General features: G+C 67.1%; 22 protein-coding genes. 10 read left to right on the plus strand and 12 right to left on the minus strand.

Annotation, left to right across the window (positions count from 1 at the left end; translation table 11 throughout):
* Window positions 1-23: 23 nt before the first annotated feature.
* Window positions 24-752 (minus strand): TIGR03943 family putative permease subunit, encoded by a 729-nt coding sequence (locus tag ACQI5H_RS16495; protein WP_427080409.1) that lies wholly within the window; start codon window positions 750-752, stop codon window positions 24-26.
* On the minus strand, window positions 753-1,655 hold the full coding sequence (locus ACQI5H_RS16500; RefSeq protein ID WP_427080445.1) for a permease: 903 nt from the start codon (window positions 1,653-1,655) through the stop codon (window positions 753-755).
* Window positions 1,656-1,972: 317 nt separating this feature from the next.
* On the opposite strand from ACQI5H_RS16500, the gene ACQI5H_RS16505 reads away from it, so the two are divergent.
* The 7 genes from ACQI5H_RS16505 to ACQI5H_RS16535 are packed head-to-tail and all read left to right on the plus strand — an operon-like array spanning window position 1,973 to window position 7,732.
* Complete coding sequence (locus ACQI5H_RS16505; protein ID WP_427080410.1) at window positions 1,973-2,881, plus strand: metal ABC transporter solute-binding protein, Zn/Mn family; 909 nt, start codon at window positions 1,973-1,975, stop codon at window positions 2,879-2,881.
* Window positions 2,882-3,766, plus strand: coding sequence for a metal ABC transporter ATP-binding protein (locus tag ACQI5H_RS16510; RefSeq protein ID WP_427080411.1), 885 nt, complete (start codon window positions 2,882-2,884; stop codon window positions 3,764-3,766).
* Window positions 3,763-4,674 (plus strand): metal ABC transporter permease, encoded by a 912-nt coding sequence (locus ACQI5H_RS16515; RefSeq protein ID WP_427080412.1) that lies wholly within the window; start codon window positions 3,763-3,765, stop codon window positions 4,672-4,674. Before ACQI5H_RS16510 ends, ACQI5H_RS16515 begins: the two co-directional genes overlap by 4 nt.
* Window positions 4,671-5,561, plus strand: a complete 891-nt coding sequence (locus ACQI5H_RS16520) for a metal ABC transporter permease (RefSeq protein WP_427080413.1) — start codon at window positions 4,671-4,673, stop codon at window positions 5,559-5,561. The genes ACQI5H_RS16515 and ACQI5H_RS16520 overlap by 4 nt, the downstream gene beginning before the upstream one ends.
* A 24-nt stretch (window positions 5,562-5,585) precedes the next feature.
* Window positions 5,586-5,999 (plus strand): Fur family transcriptional regulator, encoded by a 414-nt coding sequence (locus ACQI5H_RS16525; RefSeq protein WP_083667303.1) that lies wholly within the window; start codon window positions 5,586-5,588, stop codon window positions 5,997-5,999.
* A 57-nt stretch (window positions 6,000-6,056) separates the two neighbouring features.
* Complete coding sequence (locus tag ACQI5H_RS16530) at window positions 6,057-6,815, plus strand: LamB/YcsF family protein (RefSeq protein ID WP_427080414.1); 759 nt, start codon at window positions 6,057-6,059, stop codon at window positions 6,813-6,815.
* Window positions 6,815-7,732, plus strand: a complete 918-nt coding sequence (locus ACQI5H_RS16535; protein ID WP_427080415.1) for an MBL fold metallo-hydrolase — start codon at window positions 6,815-6,817, stop codon at window positions 7,730-7,732. The genes ACQI5H_RS16530 and ACQI5H_RS16535 overlap by 1 nt, the downstream gene beginning before the upstream one ends.
* Here ACQI5H_RS16535 and ACQI5H_RS16540 read toward each other — a convergent pair.
* Window positions 7,634-8,959: an MFS transporter gene (locus ACQI5H_RS16540; protein WP_427080416.1), complete on the minus strand. Its 1,326-nt coding sequence runs from the start codon at window positions 8,957-8,959 to the stop codon at window positions 7,634-7,636. The two genes, ACQI5H_RS16535 and ACQI5H_RS16540, sit on opposite strands and share 99 nt — an antisense overlap.
* A 134-nt stretch (window positions 8,960-9,093) precedes the next feature.
* Here ACQI5H_RS16540 and ACQI5H_RS16545 point away from each other — a divergent pair, with 134 nt between their 5' ends.
* Window positions 9,094-10,335: an SLC13 family permease gene (locus ACQI5H_RS16545; protein ID WP_427080417.1), complete on the plus strand. Its 1,242-nt coding sequence runs from the start codon at window positions 9,094-9,096 to the stop codon at window positions 10,333-10,335.
* 3 nt (window positions 10,336-10,338) lie between these two features.
* Here the strand turns inward: ACQI5H_RS16545 and ACQI5H_RS16550 are convergent, their stop codons facing one another.
* The 9 genes from ACQI5H_RS16550 to carD form a co-directional block, all read right to left on the minus strand.
* On the minus strand, window positions 10,339-11,568 hold the full coding sequence (locus ACQI5H_RS16550) for a glycosyltransferase (protein WP_427080446.1): 1,230 nt from the start codon (window positions 11,566-11,568) through the stop codon (window positions 10,339-10,341).
* A gap of 2 nt (window positions 11,569-11,570) precedes the next feature.
* On the minus strand, window positions 11,571-14,765 hold the full coding sequence (locus tag ACQI5H_RS16555; protein WP_427080418.1) for an adenylate/guanylate cyclase domain-containing protein: 3,195 nt from the start codon (window positions 14,763-14,765) through the stop codon (window positions 11,571-11,573).
* Window positions 14,766-14,913: 148 nt separating this feature from the next.
* Entirely contained in the window at window positions 14,914-15,888 is a 975-nt protein-coding gene (locus ACQI5H_RS16560; protein WP_427080419.1) for a glycerophosphodiester phosphodiesterase, read from the minus strand.
* Window positions 15,889-16,815: a 23S rRNA (guanosine(2251)-2'-O)-methyltransferase RlmB gene (gene rlmB / locus ACQI5H_RS16565; protein WP_427080420.1), complete on the minus strand. Its 927-nt coding sequence runs from the start codon at window positions 16,813-16,815 to the stop codon at window positions 15,889-15,891.
* A gap of 9 nt (window positions 16,816-16,824) precedes the next feature.
* On the minus strand, window positions 16,825-18,234 hold the full coding sequence (gene cysS / locus ACQI5H_RS16570; RefSeq protein ID WP_427080421.1) for a cysteine--tRNA ligase: 1,410 nt from the start codon (window positions 18,232-18,234) through the stop codon (window positions 16,825-16,827).
* A gap of 99 nt (window positions 18,235-18,333) precedes the next feature.
* Entirely contained in the window at window positions 18,334-18,594 is a 261-nt protein-coding gene (locus ACQI5H_RS16575) for a hypothetical protein (protein WP_427080422.1), read from the minus strand.
* A 93-nt stretch (window positions 18,595-18,687) separates the two neighbouring features.
* Window positions 18,688-19,176: a 2-C-methyl-D-erythritol 2,4-cyclodiphosphate synthase gene (gene ispF / locus ACQI5H_RS16580; protein ID WP_427080423.1), complete on the minus strand. Its 489-nt coding sequence runs from the start codon at window positions 19,174-19,176 to the stop codon at window positions 18,688-18,690.
* Complete coding sequence (gene ispD / locus ACQI5H_RS16585; protein ID WP_427080424.1) at window positions 19,173-19,847, minus strand: 2-C-methyl-D-erythritol 4-phosphate cytidylyltransferase; 675 nt, start codon at window positions 19,845-19,847, stop codon at window positions 19,173-19,175. The genes ispF and ispD overlap by 4 nt, the downstream gene beginning before the upstream one ends.
* A 15-nt stretch (window positions 19,848-19,862) precedes the next feature.
* Window positions 19,863-20,351 (minus strand): RNA polymerase-binding transcription factor CarD, encoded by a 489-nt coding sequence (gene carD, locus ACQI5H_RS16590; RefSeq protein ID WP_003419482.1) that lies wholly within the window; start codon window positions 20,349-20,351, stop codon window positions 19,863-19,865.
* 292 nt (window positions 20,352-20,643) lie between these two features.
* Between carD and ACQI5H_RS16595 the strand changes: the two genes are divergently transcribed.
* Together ACQI5H_RS16595 and radA are read left to right on the plus strand one after the other, a co-directional pair.
* On the plus strand, window positions 20,644-21,159 hold the full coding sequence (locus tag ACQI5H_RS16595; protein ID WP_427080425.1) for a hypothetical protein: 516 nt from the start codon (window positions 20,644-20,646) through the stop codon (window positions 21,157-21,159).
* 59 nt (window positions 21,160-21,218) lie between these two features.
* Entirely contained in the window at window positions 21,219-22,637 is a 1,419-nt protein-coding gene (gene radA / locus ACQI5H_RS16600; protein ID WP_427080426.1) for a DNA repair protein RadA, read from the plus strand.
* The last annotated feature ends 16 nt before the right edge of the window (window positions 22,638-22,653 follow it).

Here is a 22,653-nt window from a genome sequence, read left to right on the forward strand (position 1 = left end):
GCGGCTCTCGGCAGTCATCTCTATCAATGGGGGTAGTCGTAAGGGTTGGCCGGGGTATCGATGCGCGTGACCTTGGTGGCTTCCAGCGTCGGGACGGTGCGGTAATTCGGCTGCCCGGCAAGGAGTTTGACTTGACCTTCGACCCGAAGCCAGGTGTTGTCGGGCAGCCCGGCGGCGTGCACGGCGGCCGGACCACGCAGATGGATGCGGGCCAGCCGGGCGTCGGCGGCACAACACACGATTACGACGCGACCAAGGTCGACGCCCTGTGCCTCGTTAAGGACGAAGCCGGTCACCGTGATTGCTCGATTAGTCAACGAGCCGGTGGAGTCCTGGACCTCACGCTCCAGGACCTCCGGGAGCGGCACCTCGGGCGCGTCGCCCGGTGGTAGCGGAGCGAATGGAAAACGGTTCAGAGCAACATTCGACACGGCGGTCGCAGACGGAGTGGCCCCGGAGGGCCGCAACGCGGGCGGCGCCGCGACGATCAAGACCAAGATCGGGACGACCAGCAGCCACACCATGCCATTCCGGTGAGCGTGTGCCTCGCCGGAATCACTGTGCCGCGGTCCTCCGCGGCGGATATCGCCGATGATCGCGAAGAGCGCTAGTGCGATCAGCAGCAGCGCGGACGCGGCCAGCCACGGCAGCAGGCCTGGCTTGACGTAGCGGGTGAAGGCGCCCGACACGGTGATCACGGCGATGCTGATACCTACCAGCAGGAGAACTACGTTCTCCGTTTCGCGGCTCACTCACCCACCACCGAGAACGAAAAGTCCGACAGCGCACGCGCTTGCCGTCGCAACCACCAACGTGGTGGGAGCGAAGCGGGCCGCAAAAGCTCGGCCGAACATGCCCGCCTGCATCGCGAACAGTTTCACATCAACGGCTGGACCCACGACCAGAAACACAAGCCGGGGCAGCAGTGGCACCATCGTCATGCTTGAGGCTACGAACGCGTCGGCCTCCGAACACAATGCCAAAACCACGGCCAGGGCGGCCATCACCACCACACCGAGGATCACGTGTGCCGCTAAATGTTCGAACACCCACCGCGGCACCATCACATGAAGGATCGCGGCTGCCGCGGCTCCCAACACCAAATACGATGCGGCTTGAAGGAAGTCGTGGCGAGCCGCCTCAGCGAAGACCACCCAGCGTGATTGAGTCTGAATGCCCGACGGGGGTTGTCGGCGGGTGATCCACTCCGTGCGGCCCCAACGTGACCATGCCCAGCCCATGATCACCGCGGTCAGCAGAGACGCCCCCAACCGAGCAAGAACCATCCTGGGGGCACCGGGAAACGCCACCGCGGTGGCCACCAATACCACCGGGTTAATCGCCGGCGCGGCCAGCATGAAGGTCAAAGCCGCGGCCCCGGTGGCCCCTCCTTCGCCGAACAATCGTCGGGCCACTGGGACCGACCCGCATTCACAGCCCGGCAACGCCGCCCCGCCTACCCCGGCGGCCAGTACCGCTACCGCGGGACGACGCGGCAGCCATCGCGCCAATCGTTCCGGTGACACAAACACGGCGATCAACCCGCTGACCACAACGCCGAGCGCAAGGAAGGGAACCGCTTGGACGAACACCCCACAGAACACGGTGCCCGCTGTCGCCAATGCCTGACTGCTGAGGACCGCATTCCGCAACATCGTCGTCGATAAGGCGCATGCCAACAGGATGCATATCAGCACTTCGGACGACCCGATGCGCAGCCTGCGCGCCAACCTCGGTGTCGCCACGGTCCTATTATGTAGCGCCACTGCCGCCGCGCTGGAAACGCGCGGCACCGACATCGCTGGCGCCGGGTTGGGTGGGTCGGCCGAGGAACGATCGGCCGTTCCGCAACGTCATGTCGAGTGCTACAGTCACCCATTGTAATGGAAATCGTTTTCAATAAGGGGCCGTAGAGAGTCGGATGGCAGATCAATCTGGTCGGCGCAAGGCGGCGATGTGGGCAGCGATGGGCATGGCCGCGGTACTGCTGAGCGCTGTGGCGTGTAGCGGCACCAAAACACCGCAATCCGGTTCCAGTGCCGAAAGCACGACGGGGCCCGTCCGAAAACTCGCCGTGGTAGCGACGATTAACGCGTGGGGCAGCATCGCTTCACAGCTCGGCGGCGACCGGCTGCAGGTGACAAGCATCATCACCAACCCGGACACGGACCCGCACAGCTATGAGCCATCGGCCGCAGACGCCCGTAGGTTTGCCGACGCGAAGGTCGTGGTCGAAAACGGGATCGGTTATGACGCCTGGGCCGACAAAATGCTTGCGTCCGACCCGAATCCGCAGCGCATGGTGGTCAACGTCGGCGACACGGCCGGGGTCGGTGGGGGCGGCAACCCGCACCAGTGGTATTCGCCTGACGCGGTCACCAAGGTGGCCAACGCAATCACCGCCGCCTACAAGAAGGCCGACCCGAATGACTCGGGATATTTCGATCAGCAGAACCAGCAGTTCCTCAATCAGGGCCTGTTCAACTACCGCAGCGCGATCGCCACGATCAAAGCGAAGTACGCCGGGACGCCAGTCGCTGCTAGTGAATCGATTTTCTCCCCGCTCTCGGACGCGTTGGGGCTCAACCTGATCACGCCACCGGAATTCCTCAAGGCGATCAGTGAGGGCACCGACCCATCGCCGGCCGACAAGGCGACCATCGACCAGCAGATCGCGACCAAGGCGATCAAGGTATACGTATTGAACAGCCAAAACAGCAACCCAGATCTGCAGGCCCAGGTCGACGCAGCCAAAAAACGCGGCATTCCAGTCGCTACCGTGACGGAGACGTTGTCGCCGGCGAACGTGTCGTTTCAAGAATGGCAGTCCACCCAGCTGTCTGGCCTGGCCGATGCTCTGCACGCCGCGACAGGAAAGTAGATGACCCGTACCGTTCCCGGCCATGCCAGCGAGCAAGCCGCCGCCCCACCGTCGGTGACCGACGGGCTCGCGGTCCAGATGCGCGGCGCCTCGGCCGTCGTTGGCGGGAAGACCATCTGGTCGAACATGTCCCTCGATGTCGCCGCCGGAGAATTCGTCGCGGTACTCGGACCTAACGGCTGCGGAAAGTCGACGCTGCTAAAGGTGCTGCTGGGATTGACGCCATCGCGCGGCGAGGTTGAAGTGCTCGGTGAGCGTCCCGGCCGACGAACCGACCGGATCGGGTATTTGCCGCAGCGGCGTGCATTCGACGCCAGCGTGCGCATCCGCGGCATCGACGTGGTGTCCCTCGGATTGGACGGCGCCCGCTGGGGAACGCCTGTGCCGTGGCTGACCCGGCTGTTGGCTCCACGACGGTTCGCCGAACGGCAACGACGGCTCGAGCACGCTATCGAGGCGGTCGGCGCCACCCACTACGCGCAGCGCCCGATCGGCCGCTGCTCCGGTGGTGAACAGCAGCGGCTACTGATCGCGCAGGCCCTGATTCGGCGGCCGGAACTGCTATTACTCGACGAACCACTCGACAGCCTCGACGTGCCCAGCCAGGCCGGCATCAGCGCTCTGGTGCGCGACATCTGCCGCCGGGAACGCGTCGCAGTGGTCATGGTGGCCCACGACGTGAATCCGATCCTTCCTTACCTGGATCGCGTCATGTACATCGCCCGCGAGTCGGCCATGATCGGAACGCCCGAGGAGGTGATCACCGCCGACAAGCTCAGCGCGCTCTACGGCGTTCCGATCGACGTTCTGCGTGACGGGGCCGGGCGCGTATTTGTGGTCGGGCAGCCCGACATTCCGCCGCATACCGCCGGGGCGGGTGGATGAACCCGCAGTTGACCTGGAATTTGATCACCGACGTGCAGGAGATGTTGGCCTACCCGTTCATGGTCACCGCGCTGCGCGCCGGCACCGTTGTCGCCGTCGTCGCTGGTGTTGTCGGGTGGGTGATGGTGCTGCGCAAGGAAAGCTTCGCCGGGCACACCCTCGCCGTCGTCGGTTTCCCCGGCGCCGCCGCGGCGGCCTGGCTCGGGGTGACCACCGGTTACGGCTACTTCGCGGCCTGCATCGGGGCCGCGGCAGTGATTGCGCTGCTGCCGACCCGGGCGGGCGGCCTGGGCAGCTTAGGTCAGGAATCCGCTGGGATCGGCACGATTCAAGCCCTCGCACTAGCGACCGGGTTCCTTTTCGTCAGCCTCTATCACGGATTCTTGTCTGGATTGACCAGCCTGCTGTTCGGCACTATTGCGGGGGTCAGCTCGCAGCAACTTGAAGTTATGGTCATCGCCGCCCTGGCATGCTTGGCCGTGCTGGCCGCGATCGGGCGGCCATTACTGTGGGCCTCCATCGATCCCGATGCCGCCGCCGCCAACGGCGTCCCGATTCGACTCGTCGCCGCGCTATTCCTGCTGGTGCTCGGGGTAACCGCGGCCGGTGCCAGCCAGATCACCGGCAGCCTCTTGGTGTTCGCGCTGCTGGTAGCCCCGGCGGCAGCCGCCTTCCACTTCACCGCCCGTCCCGCGATGGGCATTGCCATCTCGGTCCTGATCGCTGTCGCCGTGACCTGGGCCGGGATCGGCTGCGCGTTCTATTCGCCGTATCCGATCGGGTTCTGGGTGAGCAGTTTCGCGTTCGGCATCTATCTGCTGGCCGCCGGCTACCGCTCGAGCGTCGAGCGGAACCTCCAGCGGATCGACCGCCGGCACTCCCCGGCTCGCCCCCCGGTGGCGGCATGACGATCATCGACGGGCGAGCCAGCGCGTCAGGGCCGCTGCCCGGTTTCGCGAACATGCTGGGCCAGCCCTTCATCGCCCACGCGCTGGTGGCCGGGACCGCGGTGGCGGTGGTGTGCGGGCTGGTCGGCTACTTCCTCGTGCTGCGCGGCCAAGTATTCGCCGCCGACGCACAGGGACACATCGCTTATACCGGCGCCATGGCGGCGCTGGTGGCCGGGCTGGACCCCCGCGTCGGATTGTTCGCCGCAACCATCGTGGCCGGAGTCGCCCTGGGCATAATCAACCGGCGCGGCGCCGACGACGTCGCGATCGGCTCGTTTTTCTCCTGGATACTCGGGTTGGGCGCGCTGTTCTTGACCTACTACACCACCCACGGCAGCGGCAATAACGGCACGGCGAACGTTAATGTCTTGTTCGGCAGCATCTTTGGGATCGATGACCACGCGAGGACCACGGCGGTGGCTGTCGCCGCCGGATTGGGCGTCGTGCTGCTTGTGATCGCCCGACCGCTGCTGTTCGTCACAATCGATCCAGCCGTCGCCCAAGCCGCCGGCGTCCCGAGCCGGCTGCTGAGCACGATTTTCTTGGCGGTTGTAGGCGCTACAGTCGCCGAAGCCACCCAGATCATGGGCGCGCTTGTCGTGCTCGGTCTGCTCGCTGCGCCAGCCGCCGCAGCGGCGCGGCTGACGACCCGGCCCTGGCGCGGATTCTGGCTGTCCGCGGTCTTGGCCACGGCGGCGATCTGGATCGGGGTCACCATCGCATATGCCATTCCCGCGGCGCCGGCCACCTTCACCATCATGAGCACGGCCGCCGCGATCTACCTCGTCGCTGCCGTGACACGTGGCCGAGACCGCCAGCCGCGGCTTGCATTGGCGGCGCAATAACGCAGGAAATCCAGGAGCGCAACGATGTCCGCGGCGCGGATGCCACGCCAGACCCGAGTGACCGCCCAGCAACGAGCAGTGCTGGACCTACTGCGTCGCAGCGACCGCTTCCGCGGTGCCCAAGAACTCCACGTTGATCTCCATCAACGCCGCGGCGTCAGGATCGGACTGGTGACGGTCTACCGGATCCTGCGCGCGTTCGCCGACATGAAAATCGCCGAAACCCAGCGCGCCGAAGACGGGGAGGTCCTCTACCGGCTTCGCACCACGCCCGAGCACCGCCACTACCTACTGTGTCGGCAGTGCGGTCGCGCGATCGGATTCACGGCCGGCGAAATCGAGCACCTCACAAGCCAACTCGCCGAGCAAAACCGCTACACCAACCTCGCCCACCAGATCGACTTCTACGGAACCTGCCCACGATGCACCGAAACCTGAACACAGCCGCGAAGGCCGGCGGCAGACACCCGGCTGACGGCCGAATAAGCTAGGCGGATGGCCGGTATCGACCTGAACGCCGATTTGGGCGAGGGCTTCGGCGTCTGGCGCCTCGGGGACGACGACGCCATGCTCGGCATCGTCACGAGCGCCAACGTGGCGTGCGGATTCCATGCCGGCGATCCCGCCGGCCTGCTGCGGGTGTGCCGCCTGGCCGCCGAGCGCGGCGTGCGCATCGGCGCGCAGGTCAGCTACCGGGACCTGGCCGGCTTCGGCAGGCGGTTCATCGACGTCGCCGCCGAGGACCTCGTCGCCGACGTCGTCTACCAGATCGGCGCGCTGCAGGCGATCGCTCAGGCGTCCGGCTCGACGGTGTCCTACGTGAAACCCCATGGTGCGCTGTACAACACGATCGTGACCAACCGTGAGCAGGCCGCCGCCGTCACGGAAGCGGTACGGCTGGTCGACACGGCGCTGCCGGTGCTGGGCATGGCGGGTTCGGCGTTTTTCGACGAAGCCGCCCGCGCTGGGTTGCGCACGGTGGCCGAGGCATTCGCCGATCGCGCGTACCGACCGGACGGCCAGCTGGTTTCGCGTCGCGAACCGGGCGCGCTGCTGCACGACCCGGCGGCCATCGCCGAGCGTGTGCTGACCATGGTGACCTCGGGCCACGTCGCCGCGATCGACGGCGCCCAGATTCCCGTCAGCGTGGAATCCGTTTGTGTGCACGGTGATTCGCCGGGAGCGGTGGCGATTGCGACCGCGGTACGCGAGCGCCTCACGGCCGGCGGCATCGACATCAGGTCTTTCCTCTGATGCGCCTGCGGCTCGGTCGGCCCGATATCGCGCGCTATTCGGATCGGTTCGACGTGCCCGCCGCCGAAGCCGATTCGCTTTCGGTGACGTGGATGGGCGTGGCGACGCTGCTGCTCGACGACGGGTCGTGCGCGCTGATGACCGACGGCTACTTCTCCCGTCCCGGCCTGGTCCGCGTCGCGGCCGGCAAGCTCTCGCCGTCACCGGCGCGGGTGGACGGCTGCCTGGCCCGGGCCAAGGTGTCGCGGCTGGTGGCCGTCATCCCGGTGCACACGCACATCGACCACGTGATGGATTCCGCGCTGGTCGCCGACCGCACCGGCGCGCAGTTGGTCGGGGGCGAGTCGGCGGCCAACGTCGGGCGCGGGTACGGGCTACCGGAAGATCGCCTCGTCGTCGCGGCCTCCGATGAACCAATTCGGTTGGGCGCCTATGAGGTAACGCTGGTGGAGTCGCACCACTGTCCACCCGATCGATTTCCCGGCTCAATCGACACGCCACTGACGCCGCCGGTGAAGGTGTCGGCCTACCGGTGCGGCGAGGCATGGTCGACGCTGGTGCACCACCTGCCGTCGGGCCAGCGGCTGCTGATCCAGGGCAGCGCCGGCTACGTCGAGGGCGCGCTGGCCGGATACCGCGCCGACGCCGTCTACCTCAGCGTCGGGCAACTGGGCGTGCAGCCGCGCTCGTACCTGGATGCCTACTGGAATGAGACCGTGCGCGCCGTCGGCGCCCGCCGGGTGATCCTGATCCACTGGGACGATTTCTTCCAACCGTTGTCTAAACCGTTGCGGGCCTTGCCCTATGCAGGCGACGACCTAGACGCGTCCATCGCCGTCCTCGACGAGCTGGCCGGACGCGACGGCGTCGCGCTGCACATGCCCACGGTGTGGCGGCGCGAAAATCCTTGGGCGTGAAGCGGATCCGGCCAGCGTTTCCGGCATCGCGATCAGATAGAGGGCAAACCCCGCCGCGGCGACCGCGCCGAGCGACATGAACGCGGTGCCGTACCCTGCGGCGACCACTATCCCGCCGGCAACGAAATTCGACAGTGCGGCACCCACCCCCCACGCGGTGGTTATCGCCCCGAGGCTGACGTTGAACCGGCCCGTACCGTGCGTGACATCCTGGACGACGATCGGAAACAACGCCCCGAATATGCCGGCGCCGACACCATCGAGCAACTGCACGCCGACAAGCCAGTAGGAGTTGTCCGACAGCGGGTACAGGAACGCGCGAACGGTCAACACGGCGAAGCCGACCAAGAAGATCGGCTTTCGGCCCCAGACATCGGCTTTGGTGCCGACGAGGTATGCCACCGGCACCATGACAACCTGCGCGGCGACGATGCATGCCGACATCAGCGCCGTCCCGACCTCTTTGTTGTGCAGGGCCAGCTCCTGGCCGACCAGCGGCAGCATCGCCGCGTTGGCGAAGTGGAAGGCAAAGACCACCGCGGCGAAGATCATCAATCGGCGATTCCGCAACAGCACCGCGAATCCCGACGGCTGCCGGTGCCGCTTTCCGGTCGCCTTGTCCATGCCGCGCGCCACGTCGTTGTCGATGGCGTCGTGCGGGACTCGCAGCGTCGCGACAACACTGATCACCGCCATCGCCGCCAGTAGCCAAAACACCACCACGGGACCGAAGAAGTAGGCGAGGCCGCCCGCGGCGGCGGCGGCCGACGCGGTGCCGGCATGCCGGAACGATTCGTTGCGTCCGATCCGTCTGGAGAAAAGTTTCGGGCCGACGATGCCCAGCGTGATGGCGGCCAACGCAGGATTGAAGATTGAGCCGGCGATCCCGGTAACGGCTTGCAGGAACGAGATCGTATAGAAGCCGGGCAGCAGCGGCATCGCCAATGCCGCGGCGGCGACCCCCACGGCGCCGCCGATGACTAGGGCCCGCTTCGCGGTCGTCTTGTCGACCAACGCGCCGACCGGCGTCTGCGCCACCACGCCGGCGATACCGCCGACCGCCATGACGAATCCGATGGAAGCCTGATCCCAATGATGGGTCAGCAGGAGGTATACCGACAGATACGGGCCCAACCCATCACGAACGTCGGCCAGCGAGAAGGAGAGTAGGTCCAGCGCGTGCACCGTCCGGCGGGGAAGCGCCGCAACGGCATTTGGCTCCGACATCGATTCCGCTCTCCCGGGCGGTCAAAGGGATCGACGTAGAGTAACCGATCCTGCCACCGTTCAGCGCGCGCGGGATTCGGCCCCTGGCAGGTACCATGCGGCGTCACCGCATTCAGCGTTAGGAGCCCTGCCGCATGGCCTTGACCCTCGGCCTGCTGCTCCTCGCCGTCGTTCTCGGCTTTGCGGTTGTCCGGCCCCGGGGCTGGCCCGAAGCGGCCGCAGCAGTTCCGGCGGCCGCAATCCTGATCGCGGTCGGCGCGATATCGGTGCGTCAGGCGGCCGACGAGGTCGCCGGGCTGTCGGGAGTGGTCGCGTTCCTCGGTGCGGTGCTGGTGCTGGCCAAGCTTTGCGACGACGAGGGTTTGTTCGAGGCCGCGGGCGCGGCGATCGCGCGGGGGCGCGTCGGGTCGGGCGGCCTGCTGCTGCGGGTGTTCGTCATCGCGGCCCTGATCACCGCGGTGCTGAGCCTGGACGCCGCGGTAGTGTTGCTGACCCCGGTGGTACTGGCCGCCGTCCGGCGGCTGCGGACCCCGGTGCGGCCGTACGCGTATGCGACCGCCCACCTAGCCAACGGCGCCTCGCTGCTGCTGCCGGTGTCGAACCTGACCAACCTGCTGGCCTTTCACACCGCCAACCTCTCGTTCACCAAGTTCACCCTGGCGATGGCGTTGCCGTGGGTGGCGGCCGTGGCCGTCCTTTACGTGGCGTTCCGTTGGTTTTTCGCTGGCGACCTGCGCGTCCAGCCCGACCTGCGGCGCACCGGTCCGGCGCCGCGGCCGCCGGTGTTCGTGTTGGTGGTCGTCGGGCTGACGCTCGCCGGGTTCGCCGTCGGCCAATCCGTGGGGGTGGCCCCGGCGTGGGTCGCGCTGGTCGGCGCCTCGGTGCTGGCGGTGCGCAGCCTGAGCCGCGGGCACACCTCGGTCGTGGAGATCGCGCGCTCGGCGCAGCCGTCGTTCCTCGTATTCGTGCTGGCGCTGGGCGTCGTCGTGGAGGCGGTGATGCGCAACGGGATGGACAGGGCGATGTCCGCGGTGCTGCCGTCGGGTTCGGGACTGCCCGCGTTGCTCGCGGTCGCCGCGGTGGCCGCCGTGCTGGCCAACGTCGTCAACAATCTGCCGGCGACGCTGGTGTTGCTGCCGCTGGTCGCGCACAGCGGCCCGGTGGTCATCCTGGCGGTATTGATCGGAGTCAACATCGGACCCAACCTGACCTATGTCGGATCCCTGTCGAACCTGCTGTGGCGGAGGGTTTTACGACAGCACGATGTTGAGGCCGGCGTAGGCGAGTACACCCGCCTCGGGGTATGCACCGTGCCCCCGGCGCTGTCGGTGGCGGTCGTTGCACTGTGGGGGTCGGCGCGGCTGCTGGGCCTCTAGGCCCTAGAGGCCAAACAGGCGCTGCTCGAAGAGATCTGCGCCGCGGGCCGGCCCGCCGGTGGCCTTGAAGCCGGCCGCCACCCGCTGCGCACCATCGGTCATTGTCATCGCTTCTTGAACTTTGGTGCGAAGCCGCGACGGTGACAGTTTCTTCGCCGGCAGGCGGGTACCGCACTGGGCCACCTCGACGCGCCGCGCAACCTCGAGTTGGTCGCGCCCGTAGGGTACGACGCACACCGGTATGCCACGTGCGAGCGCCTTTTGAGTTGCACCCATCCCGCCGTGTGTCACGGCACATATCGCCCTGTCCAGCACCAAACCATGTGGGATGAATTGCAGCACTGTCGCATTGGGCGATGCGGCTACTTCGTCCGGTCGGCCGGCCGGCAACGTCGCGACCACATGCACCGGCTCGTCACTCAGCGCGGCCATTGCGGTCTGGACGAGATTGGTGTCGGCTTGCTTCTCCGATGACGTCGTGACCAGAACTATGGGTCGATCGATCGACGCGAGCCAATCGGGAACGGCATGCGGCCCCGGATCGACCACGCAGGGCCCGATCAGCTGCACCGCGTCACCCCAATCCGTCTGCGGGTACTGGAATGGCTTGCCGCTCGCGACCAGCACCAGTGGGGCACCGCGCAAAAACTGGTCCATGGACGCAACCGACGGTAGGTCGAGGTCTGCGCGAATCATGTTGATCGGTGGCAGCATCACGCTTTCCAGCGGGCCCACCACCACGGTCCGAACCGCGGCATCGCGCAACCGGCCCAGCACGCCGGACAACGGTCTGAGACCCGGGCCAAATGGTGGCACACCGGGCGAGCGCAGCGGCGGCGTGTACGGCAAGAAGCATGCCCAGGGGATGTCACCGGCTTCGGCCGCCGACAGAGCTCCCCAGCAGTTCACGTCGACGAGCAACGCGTCTGGACGAACATGCGCTACCGCATCCCGGAGATCGGCAACTTCGTGCACGGCGCGCCGGCCAAACGTCGCAACCCCACGCTTGAGCGCGACCCGGGGATTGGGCGCGTCCCCGTCCTCGAGCTCGATCGCCTCGATGTTCGGATCGATCGGGTCCGCCGCCAGACCCTGCTCGCGCGCAATCTCGACACCGGCGAAAAGTGTGCGGACACTGACGCTGTGTCCGCGGCTCGACAGCTCCGTCAGCAGCGCGCTCATCGGCAACAAATGCCCTAGCGCGGGCGAGGTATACGCGAGGATCGTCGCCACCGTCATCCCCGCCGCAGCGCCAGGGATTCATCGACCATTCGGTGCGCCTCGGGAATGCGAGCGACGGCATCGAGCTTCTTGCAGCACTCGAGATACGTCTTGGACAGTTCGACGTAGTCGTCGGATTTGCCGTCCGCCCTGGCCAACAGCGCTCGGGATTTCAGCCCCCACAGATCGGTCGTCGCGATATCGGGCCGCCGCGCGTGCCACCGATCAACCATTCGGTGGGCTTCGATGAGGTCGTCGACGGATCCTCGGCCGACGAGCAGCTCAACGAGCGCCTCGGCCGTGCTGCCCACGAAGACTCGGCAACCACTCTCGCATTGCCGCAAGAACGCGGGACGAAGATTGTCGATTGCTTCGTCGATCCGCCCCTGGCGGGCGGCTTCGATCGCCAGATCAGCGGCGATGGTCGCCGACAACATGCTGTGCAGCCTGTGCTTCTCGACCAGGTTATGCGTGCGTTCAATCAGATCAATCGCCTCGTCGCGTGACCCGTTCTCGGCGCGCAGCAGAACCATTCCATGGGCCCACAGCGTGGCGATGATGCCGTTGGCATCGCCCCAGGATTCCGCGCAGCGCAGCGCCTCCCGCGACTCGTCAATCAGGTCGTCAGCCTTGCACATACCTAGCACCGCAACGGTTCCCGAGTAATGCGAGATCATTGTGTAGTTGAGGTTGGCCAGTGTTCGTGCTTGCTCGATGCCTTGCCGGAATTGCCGTCGGCCTTCCTCGGAGTCACCTAGGCACAGCTGGATTACCCCGCGAAGAACCTGCGCCGCAACGAGTTCGTGTTTCGGCACCTCATCGGGCAGTGCAAGTATCGCGTCGGTGACCCGCAATGCATCGTCGAATTTGCAGTCGGCGAATTGGGAAAAGGCCAGCGAATTGAGGAGTATGGCTTTCGTCTCCGCGTCACACACGGTGATGGCGACCATATCTTCGAGCTCCGATGCCAGCAGGAGGGCCTCGGGAACCCGGGATTCGTTGACAGTGAGCGACCAGATACGTCCGGCGGTGGCGAGCGCGAGCAGTGGCAGGTCGCCGGATCGTAGAGTGAGATCACGAAGCTCTTGGTAGAGCTCGTCGGTGCCGACGGCGTCGCCAACGTACAGCGCAGTAGAGATCAGCATGGCGCGCGGCACGATTCGCATTTCAGTAACGCCGTCGTAGTCATCGGGCAATCCGTCAGCGATGCGGCGTGAGCTCTCCCATTCTGCGCGCGCGGCGGGGATACCGCGCGGCCGAAGCCATTCCGCAGCGCGCAGATGCCAGCGGTAGGCCTGGACGAGTTCGCCCCCCGCTTCCAGGTGTGTGGCGATCAGTGCCGCGTTGTCGTCGCCAGCGCCGGAGTCGCGCGCCTCGATCGCGGCGGCCAACCTGCGGTGGGCCTGCACGCGGACGGCGCTCAACTGTGACTCGTAGGCGACCGTGCGCACCAGCGGATGGTGGAAGCAATACCGTTGCCGCGGAACGAATTCGATTTGATCGATCAACTCGGCCGACACCAATTCGGCCAAACGCGTGGACATGCTTTCCGGCAACAGATCTTGCAAGGTGTCTACATCGAAATGGTTACCGATTACCGCCGCGGCGTTCAGAATCGACTTCGTGGCTGCGGGCAGCCTATCGATGCGAGCCGCAAGAACCGCTTGAACAGTGGCGGGAACGGCGATTTCGTTCACATCACCCGTCAGGCGGTAACTACCGCGACTGCCCGAGAGTAGGTACCGGCCCGCAAGGTCGCGAACGATCTCTTCGGCGAAGAACGGATTACCCGCCACCGCTGCCGCGATTCGCTCGGCCAGGCCCTCCATCGACTGGTCGCCCCCGAGAAGGTGACCAACCAGCCGCACTGACATCGATTCGGTCAGTGGTTGCAGGCTCAAATTCTGATTCGACCGCTGGTGCAGCGCACCGCGGAACTCCGGTCGGTACGTCACGATGAACATCGACGTCGTCTCGCCGAGCGTGGTGACGAATTCAGCAAGCACGTCGTCGCTGGGCTCATCGATCCAATGGGCGTCCTCGAGGGCGAACACGGCTCGGGTGGACCGAGCCCGAACAGCATGCGCCATGATTTCGATCAGCCTTCGGCGCCTGCCAGCAGGGCTGATCTCCAAGTGAGGAGCCGTAGCGTCCGCGATGCCCATGGCCTCGAAAAGGATCTGCGCGTCTTCAGAGAGCGGTCGGAGGAGCCCTGGGCATTGTGCGTTTGTATGCTCGCGGGCCTCGCTGGCGCCGAGCCCTTCCACCTTGAACATGGCACGCAGCAGGCGCGACAACGCCCGAAACGCAAGTGCGCTGGTGTGGGCTTCGCAGCGGGCGACGACAATCTCGGCGCCTTGACTCGCGGCGACCGCGGTGAACTCCCTGAGGAGGCGACTCTTGCCCAGCCCCGGGGGTCCGACAATCCCGACGAGGCAGCCGGGATGGGTTTCGAACAGACTTTCAAGCCGACGCATCTCGACGTCGCGGCCCAGCATCAGGCCTTCTTGGCGCCCCAGCACCATCCGCTCGGCTTCCATGGCGAGCAGCTGCCGCGCGGGCTCGGGCGCGTCGGCGCCCTTGACGAAGACGTCCTCGACTGGCCCGAGCCGGGCGGCATCCTCGACGAGGCGAGCTGTGGAGAGCGAGCACATTACTCCGCCCGGAGGGGCGGCCGCCTCCATGCGCTGCGCCATTCCGACGGGATGGCCAACCGCGGTGTACCTCCCTTGCCCCGAGCCTATTTCGCCGGCGATGACCTCGCCCGAGTTCAGTCCGACTCGAATCTGCAGGGCAACGCCGTCGCGACGAAGCACCTCGGCGGCGAGCTCACTGGTGACGGATTGGATCTCCAGAGCCGAGATGCATGCCCGCAGCGCGTGGTCCTCCAGGGCCACCGGCGCCCCGAACAGTGCCATCAACCCGTCACCGGTGAATTTGTCGACGGTTCCGTGATAGCGCTGCACCACCGAGGCCGCGCGGTTGAACATCTCGTGCATGACCTCTTGAAGCCGTTCCGCGTCCAGCGTCGCCGCGAGCTTCATCGAGCCGACGACGTCGGCGAACAGCACCGTTACTTGCTTGTGCTCGCCACTGGCCGGTCTCGGGGCGACTGGGGAACCGCAGACATCGCAGAAGCGAGCCTTGGCGCGCAGGTCATTGCCGCACTGCCCACACCGTGCGGTGGCCTCACTGACCGGGCTAACCATCCGCCGATCTCCTGCGCCGTCAAATTCCCACTCATGATCGCCCATCCGGCCGCGCGGCGGTACCTAACCGTGAAACCCGTTTCCGGAGGTGGCACCGGACGGGTCGAATCCCCAGACCGCGCTGAATACAAGCAGGTCACGGTGCTACCTAGACATGGCGAGAACGCGGCGGCAGCGCCATTCCGAGTTCAGCCAGGACACCGCGCAACAGCGTTGGATAGTCGGTGATGAGGCCGTCGACGCCGTAGGCGATCTCCGCACGCATGGCGTCGGCATCGTTGACGGTCCACGGAATGACCTCGAGTCCCAGCGAATGCGCGTGGTCGACGTAGGGCTTGCCCGCGACCAGCTGATAGGACGGCGAGAGGATGTCGGCGCCAACAAGCAACGCCCCGATCATCGGGTCCCCGATCGCCGCGGCGTTCTCGCCGGCGAGCCATGGAGAGCCGGGCGCCCAGGTTTCCTCGTTGTACAACGCCACCAACGGGATCGACGGCTCGGCGCGATGGACCATGGGCAGCGTGCGCCAGTCGAAGCTCTCGATCTCCACGCGGTCGACCTTGCCCGCCGATCTCACCGCCGCGAGGATCACGTCGACGAACTCCTGCGGATCCGCCGATCTGCTCGGGTCATCGGCTTCCACCTTGGTTTCGACGTCGTAGCGGACGTCGGCGCGATACGAGTCGGCGAGCGCGAACACGTCGGGCAGGGTCGCGATCTTGTTGCCCCGCACCACTTCCGCCCGCGGGAACTCTGCGAGCCGGCGCCCGCAGTCGAGTGTGCGGATCTGCGCCAGCGTCAGCTCGTGCACGAGCTTGCCGACGTAGGGATACGCCCGGTCGCCGGCGACGACGGGCGCGGTGTCGGAGCACTTCTCGGGCTCAATCGTCGCGTCGTGCCACACCAGGGGCTGCCCGTCCTTGGTGATGCCGACATCGAGTTCGAGTGTGCTGACCCCCAATTCGAGCGATTTGGCGAATGCCCGCAGCGATTCCTCGGTCGTTTCGCCGCGCCCGCCGCGATGGGCCTGCAGGTCGAAGGTGACGGGTTGCGCGGATGCCGTCGGCAACGGCGCAATAAGCGCCGCCAGCGCCAGCAGGGCGGCGATCAGACGCCCGGTCAATTAACGCCTTCGCTGACGGGCGATTTCGGCGAGCACCACACCGGCGGCTACCGACGCGTTCAGCGATTCGGTGTCACCGGCCATCGGGATGGACACCACCTCGTCGCAGTTCTGCCGCACCAGCCGCGACAGGCCCTTGCCCTCGGAGCCGACGACCACCACCGTCGGGTCGGTGCCGTCCAGGTCGTCGAGCGCGGTGTCACCGTCGGCGTCCAATCCGATCACCCGCAAGCCGGCATCGGCCCAATTCTGAAGCGCCCGGGTGAGATTGGTGGCTCGCGCCACCGGAACGCGGGCCGCCGCGCCCGCGCTGGTGCGCCACGCCACCGCCGTCACCGACGCCGAACGCCGCTGCGGGATCAGCACGCCGTGGCCACCGAACGCGGCGACCGAGCGGACGATGGCACCGAGATTGCGGGGGTCGGAGATGTTGTCCAGCGCGACCAGCAGCGCTGGCGGCGATTTGGCGCCGGCGGCGAGCAGGTCGTCGGGGTGGGCGTAGTGGTACGGCGGCACTTGCAACGCGATGCCCTGGTGCAAGTGGTTGCTGGTCATCCGGTCCAGGTCGGTGCGCGGTACCTCGAGGATCGCGATACCCAAATCGGCTGCGCGCGATACGGATTCGGTGAGACGCTCGTCGGCTTCGGTGCCGAGCGCGACGCAGAGCGCGGTCGCTGGCACCCCGGCGCGCAGGCATTCCAGCACCGGGTTGCGGCCGAGCACGGTTTCGGTTTCGTCGCTGCGTTTGGCCGGCCGCCGCGGCTGCTGGGCGCGTTTGGCGGCGGGATGGTTCGGACGCAGGTGGGCGGGCGGTGTGGGACCGCGCCCCTCCAGCCCGCGGCGGCGCTGCCCGCCCGAGCCCACGGTGGGGCCCTTCTTGGTGCCGGGTTTGCGTATCGCTCCGCGGCGCCGCGAATTACCGGCCATCTACGTGGCCTACTTGTCTTGACCGGCCAGCAGCTCCCACTGCGGCCCGTCGGCGGTATCTGTGACCTCGATGCCCGCCTGCTTGAGTCGATCCCGGATCTGGTCGGCGAGAGCCCAGTTGCGCTCTTCACGGGCCATCTGCCGGCTTTCCAGCTCGGCCTCCACCAGAACGCCGACAGCCGCGAGTGCGGCTGACGTTTCGTCGCGAGATTCCCAGCGTTCGTCGAGCGGATCGCAGCCCAGGATGCCCATCATGGCGCGGATGGAGCCGGCGTGCTGCAAGGCGCCTTCGTGATCGCCGGCGTCGAGCGCCCGGTTGCCCTCCGCGCGGGCATGATGCACCTCGGCCAACGCGACCGGGACGGCGAGATCGTCGTCGAGCGCTTCGGCGAAGCGCGGTGTCCAGTCGCCGGGCACGACCACGCCGGCCCGGCTGCGGACACGGTGCAGGAAATCCTCTACGCCGACATAGGCTTTCACGGCGTCCTGCAGGGCGGTCTCGGAGAATTCCAGCATCGAGCGGTAATGCGCGCTGCCCAGGTAGTAGCGCAGTTCGGCGGGCCGCACCCGCTGCAACATCGCCGGGATGGCAAGCACATTGCCCAGCGATTTGCTCATCTTCTCTCCGCCCATCGTCACCCAGCCGTTGTGCAGCCAGTAGCGGGCGAACCCGTCCCCGGCGGCGCGGCTCTGCGCGATTTCGTTCTCGTGGTGCGGGAAGACCAAATCCATTCCGCCGCAATGGATGTCAAATTCGGGGCCCAGGTACTCGTGCGCCATCGCCACGCATTCGGTGTGCCAGCCGGGCCGGCCGCGCCCCCAGGGCGTCGGCCATGACGGCTCGCCGGGCTTGGCGCCCTTCCACAGCGTGAAGTCACGCTGATCTCGCTTACCGCTGGCCACGCCCTCGCCCTGGTGGACGTCGTCGATCTTGTGCCCGGACAGTTGGCCGTACTCCGGGTAGCTCAGCACATCGAAGTAGACGTCCCCGTCGCCCGTATATGCGTGACCCTTTTCGATCAGCCGCTCGATTAACTCGACCATCTGCGTGATGTGCCCGGTCGCCCGCGGCTCCGCGGACGGCGGCAGAACATCCAGGGCGTCGTAGGCCGCGCTGAACGCGCGCTCGTACGTGGCCGCCCACTCCCACCACGGCCGGCATGCCGCGGCGGCCTTGTTGAGAATCTTGTCATCGATATCGGTCACGTTGCGGATGAATGCGACGTCATAGCCGCGCGCGATCAGCCAGCGGCGCAAGATGTCGAAGGCCACCCCGCTGCGGACGTGGCCGATATGCGGCAGGCCCTGCACCGTGGCGCCGCACAGGTAGATGGAAACGTGGCCCTCGCGCAGCGGAATGAAATCACGCACGGCACCGGCGGCGGTGTCGTGGAGCCGCATGCGGGCGCGATCGGTCACGACGTGCCAGCTTACCTGCTGGTTCCGATTTCCCCGGCCCTCAGGGCCGGGCCGCGGCGGCGCTCCGCAGATCGAGATTGAGCGGCGGACTGCCTTTCGTTAGCAGGGGTCGCCGTCGGGCGTGTAATACGGCACGCCCTCCACCGAGTAACACGGCACCTCACCCGGCCAGTACGGCTCGGTGGCCGCGGCTATAGCCGCGCCGGCCGCGACATCACCGGCGACGTGGCTGCATCCACCCACGGCCACGTGGCGTCCGTCGGCGCCGGCGCAGACATCGGCGTGGGCTACCGGCGCTAGGGCCAGCGGCGCCGCCGCCAGTGCCATGGCTGTCAATAGCGCGGCTGTCGGCTTCTTCATGTTGCACTCCTATATCGAGCCCCGCCCACGTTGATTATTGCCCCGTACCACGCGTTTCGTCACCGATCTGCGGCCGAAGGCAAAGCCGACGGGCTAGCGGGCATCCCCGATCGGGACCAACAGCGCCGTCGCGATGGCGGCCAGGCCCTCGCCGCGCCCGGTCAGGCCCAGCCCGTCGGTCGTCGTGGCCGACACGGAGACCGGCGCACGCAGCAGACCCGACAGCGCCTCCTGCGCCTCGGCGCGGCGCGGGCCGATCTTCGGCCGGTTGCCGATCACCTGCACGGCGGCGTTTCCCACCCGGTAGCCGTGCTGCGCGATCAAATCGACGACGTGGCGCAACATGTCGGCGCCGCTGACGCCTTTCCAGCGCGGATCGTCGATGCCGAAGACGCCGCCGATATCACCCAGCCCCGCGGCCGACAACACGGCGTCGCACAGCGCGTGAGCCCCGACGTCGCCGTCGGAATGGCCGGCACAACCGTCGGCGCCGGCAAACAGCAGCCCCACCAGCCAACAGGGCCGACCCGGTTCGATCGGGTGCACGTCGGTACCCAGCCCGACCCTCGGCAGATCGCTCACCGGTGCACGATCGCTTCGGCCAGCAGTAGATCCAGCTGGGTGGTGATCTTGAAGGCCAGCGGGTCGCCGTCGACCACCTGGACCTGGCCGCCGAGCTGCTCGACGAGGGACGCATCGTCGGTGAATTCGGATGTACCCGCGCGCTGGTAGGCGCGCAGCAGCAGGTCGGTGGCGAAGCCCTGCGGGGTTTGCACGGCGCGCAGGCCGGCCCGCTCCGGCGTGCCGAGCACCACCCCGTTGGCATCCACGGCCTTGATGGTGTCAGACAGGGGCAGCGCGGGCACGACGGCGGCGTGGCCCGACCGCAACGCCTCGACCACCCGCACGATCAGTTCCGGTGGCGTCAGCGCCCGCGCGGCGTCGTGGACGAGCACGAATTCCGGCTGGCCGGGCAGCGCTGACAATGCCAGGCTGACCGAATCGGTGCGCCCGGCCCCGCCGGCCACCACGGTGGTGGCCTGGTTGCCCAGGACTTGCTTGGCCTGTTCGATGCGATCGGCGGGCACCGCCGCGACGACGTGATTGACGACGCCCGACTTCAGCAGGCCCGAGACGGCCCATTCGAGCAAGGTGCGGCCATCGAGCTCGCAGAATGCTTTCGGAATGCCGGCCCGCAGCCGCTCCCCCAATCCCGCGGCCGGGACCACTGCGACAACTGTGCCCCCGACCACCAGAGCTCAGGGCCTTCAGGAAGCGGCGGCCAGAACCTCGTCGAGGATGGTTTCCGCCTTGGCGTCGTCGGTGCTCTCGGCCAGCGCCAACTCGCCGACCAGAATCTGGCGGGCCTTGGCCAGCATGCGCTTCTCGCCCGCGGACAAACCGCGCTCCTGGTCGCGACGCCACAGATCGCGCACTACCTCGGCCACCTTGTTGACGTCACCGGAGGCGAGCTTTTCCAGGTTCGCCTTGTAGCGGCGCGACCAGTTGGTGGGCTCTTCGGTGTGGGGAGCGCGCAGCACCTGGAAAACCTTGTCGAGGCCTTCTTGGCCGACGACGTCGCGGACACCGACGTACTCAGCGTTTTCGGCGGGTACTCGAACGGTCAGGTCGCCCTGCGCCACTTTCAAGACGAGATACTCTTTTTGCTCCCCTTTGATGGTTCGGGTTTCTATCGCCTCGACTAACGCAGCACCGTGGTGTGGATAGACAACGGTGTCGCCGACCTTGAAGATCATCTGATTGGAGCCCCTTTCGTTACTTCATGCTAGCACGGCGGGCCGACGCATGCGGAACAACGGTGCAGGTCAGGGGCACAACACGTGCAGATTAGGGGTTGACAGGCGGAGAAGAACGTGCACTGGAACACAGTACCAACGTCCTCACCTGACCTGTCCGGGGACCCCGTCCGGACCCCTGCGGCCCTGGTCTGGTGCCCTGCGCTACCGCTCCGATGGCCTTCCTACTACTGTGCATAGTTGCACGATGGAACGGCCGTACGACGGCGCGAGGCCCCGCAGGAGGCAATGAGTGAACCGCTTCAAGATCGGCCTGGTCGCCTTGATCGCCGTCGCGCTCACGGGTTGCGGCGCCGGGCAGATCTCGCAGATGGCCACCCAGGAGCCCGCCGTCAACGGCAACAAAGTCACGATCAACAACGTGGCGCTGCGCGACATCCGCATGCAGGCGGTGCAGACCGGCGACTACCTTCAGCCGGGCCGAACGGTGGACCTGGTGCTGGTCGCCGTCAATCAGTCGCCGGACGTCGCGGACCGGCTGGTGGGCGTGACAAGCGACATCGGGACGGTGACGGTCAGCGGCGACGCGCGGTTGCCCGCCGGCGGGATGCTGTTCATCGGTACGCCCGAAGGCGCGAAGGTGGCGCCGGGACCCCTCGGTTCCAGCAATGCCGCCAAGGCGACCGTCGCCCTCGCCAAGCCCATCACCAACGGCCTCACCTACAACTTCACCTTCAACTTCGAGAAGGCCGGGCAGGCCAGCGTGCTGGTGCCGATCTCGGCCGGGCTGGGGCCACAGCCCGCCTGAGGCAAGACTCGCCGTTCTGTGCAGCCGGGCTTGTCGGTCCGGCCCGATACCGTCATGGCGTGGCAATCGTGCGCTCGCAATACCGCTGTTCGGAATGCCGGCATGTCACCGCCAAGTGGGTGGGTCGCTGCCTGGAGTGCGGCACGTGGGGCACGGTCGACGAGGTAGCGGTGCTCAGCGCGGTCGGCGGTAACGGCCGTCGCGTGGGCCTGGGTTCGGGCTCGAGCTCGCAAGCCGTTCCGATCAATTCCATTGCGCCCAACGTCAGTCGGCACCGGTCGACGGGCGTGGATGAACTCGACCGCGTCCTGGGCGGCGGTGTGGTGCCGGGCTCGGTGACGCTGCTGGCGGGCGATCCGGGCGTGGGTAAGTCGACGCTGTTGCTCAAGGTCGCCCATCGCTGGGCGCAGTCCGGCAAGCGCGCGCTGTACATCTCCGGCGAGGAGTCCGCCGGCCAGATCCGGCTGCGCGCCGACCGGATCGGCTGCGGCGGCGACGAGCTCTACCTGGCCACCGAATCCGATCTGCACACCGTGCTCGACCACATCGCGACGGTGAAGCCCGCGCTGGTCATCGTCGACTCGGTGCAGACCATGTCCACCACCGAGGCCGACGGCGTCGCCGGGGGCGTTACGCAGGTGCGCGCGGTCACCGCCCGGCTGACCGCCGCCGCGAAGGCCAGTGACATCGCTCTGATCCTCGTCGGCCACGTCACCAAGGACGGGGCCATCGCCGGGCCGCGCTCACTCGAACACCTCGTCGACGTGGTGCTGCATTTCGAGGGCGACCGCAACGGGACGCTGCGGATGGTTCGCGGGATCAAGAACCGGTTCGGTGCTGCCGACGAAGTCGGCTGTTTCATGTTGCACGACAACGGCATTGAAGGCGTGGCCGACCCGTCGAACCTGTTCTTGGATCAGCGGCCCGCGCCGGTCGCCGGCACTGCGATCACCGTCACGCTGGACGGCAAGCGACCGCTCATCGGCGAGGTCCAGGCGCTGCTGGCGACGCCGTCCGGCGGTTCGCCGCGCCGCGCCGTCAGCGGCATCGACCACGCGCGGGCGGCGATGATCGCGGCCGTGCTGGAAAAGCACGCCAGGCTGACCATCGCCGTCAACGACATCTACCTGTCCACCGTGGGCGGCATGCGGCTGACCGATCCGTCGTCCGACCTGGCCGTCGCGGTGGCGCTGGCCTCGGCGTACGCGAAGCTACCGCTGCCCACGACGGCGGTGATGATCGGCGAGGTGGGCCTGGCGGGCGACCTGCGCCGCGTCAGCGGCATGGAACGGCGACTGACCGAAGCCGCGCGCCAGGGCTTCAACATCGCGCTGATCCCGGACGGCGACGACCCGCGACGCGAGATCGTGCCGCCGGGCATGCGGGCGCTGCGCGCACCCACCATCGGCGCCGCGCTGGAGCACATGGTCGACATCGGCGACCACCGCGGCAACGCGGTTCCGGGACTCAGTGGCTAGAAGTGGCTAGACGCAG

The sequence above is a fragment of the Mycobacterium heidelbergense genome (assembly GCF_050205645.1).
In the GTDB taxonomy this organism is placed as follows: domain Bacteria; phylum Actinomycetota; class Actinomycetes; order Mycobacteriales; family Mycobacteriaceae; genus Mycobacterium; species Mycobacterium heidelbergense_A.

What these genes read in the sequence shown, in the direction of transcription:
- ACQI5H_RS16500 (WP_427080445.1), bottom strand. Translation starts at nt 1,655, where the DNA reads ATGTTGCGGAATGCGGTCCTCAGCAGTCAGGCATTGGCGACAGCGGGC.
- ACQI5H_RS16505 (WP_427080410.1), top strand. Translation starts at nt 1,973, where the DNA reads ATGGCCGCGGTACTGCTGAGCGCTGTGGCGTGTAGCGGCACCAAAACA.
- ACQI5H_RS16510 (WP_427080411.1), top strand. Translation starts at nt 2,882, where the DNA reads ATGACCCGTACCGTTCCCGGCCATGCCAGCGAGCAAGCCGCCGCCCCA.
- ACQI5H_RS16515 (WP_427080412.1), top strand. Translation starts at nt 3,763, where the DNA reads ATGAACCCGCAGTTGACCTGGAATTTGATCACCGACGTGCAGGAGATG.
- ACQI5H_RS16520 (WP_427080413.1), top strand. Translation starts at nt 4,671, where the DNA reads ATGACGATCATCGACGGGCGAGCCAGCGCGTCAGGGCCGCTGCCCGGT.
- ACQI5H_RS16525 (WP_083667303.1), top strand. Translation starts at nt 5,586, where the DNA reads ATGTCCGCGGCGCGGATGCCACGCCAGACCCGAGTGACCGCCCAGCAA.
- ACQI5H_RS16530 (WP_427080414.1), top strand. Translation starts at nt 6,057, where the DNA reads ATGGCCGGTATCGACCTGAACGCCGATTTGGGCGAGGGCTTCGGCGTC.
- ACQI5H_RS16535 (WP_427080415.1), top strand. Translation starts at nt 6,815, where the DNA reads ATGCGCCTGCGGCTCGGTCGGCCCGATATCGCGCGCTATTCGGATCGG.
- ACQI5H_RS16540 (WP_427080416.1), bottom strand. Translation starts at nt 8,959, where the DNA reads ATGTCGGAGCCAAATGCCGTTGCGGCGCTTCCCCGCCGGACGGTGCAC.
- ACQI5H_RS16545 (WP_427080417.1), top strand. Translation starts at nt 9,094, where the DNA reads ATGGCCTTGACCCTCGGCCTGCTGCTCCTCGCCGTCGTTCTCGGCTTT.
- ACQI5H_RS16555 (WP_427080418.1), bottom strand. Translation starts at nt 14,765, where the DNA reads ATGGTTAGCCCGGTCAGTGAGGCCACCGCACGGTGTGGGCAGTGCGGC.
- rlmB (WP_427080420.1), bottom strand. Translation starts at nt 16,815, where the DNA reads ATGGCCGGTAATTCGCGGCGCCGCGGAGCGATACGCAAACCCGGCACC.
- ACQI5H_RS16575 (WP_427080422.1), bottom strand. Translation starts at nt 18,594, where the DNA reads ATGAAGAAGCCGACAGCCGCGCTATTGACAGCCATGGCACTGGCGGCG.
- carD (WP_003419482.1), bottom strand. Translation starts at nt 20,351, where the DNA reads ATGATCTTCAAGGTCGGCGACACCGTTGTCTATCCACACCACGGTGCT.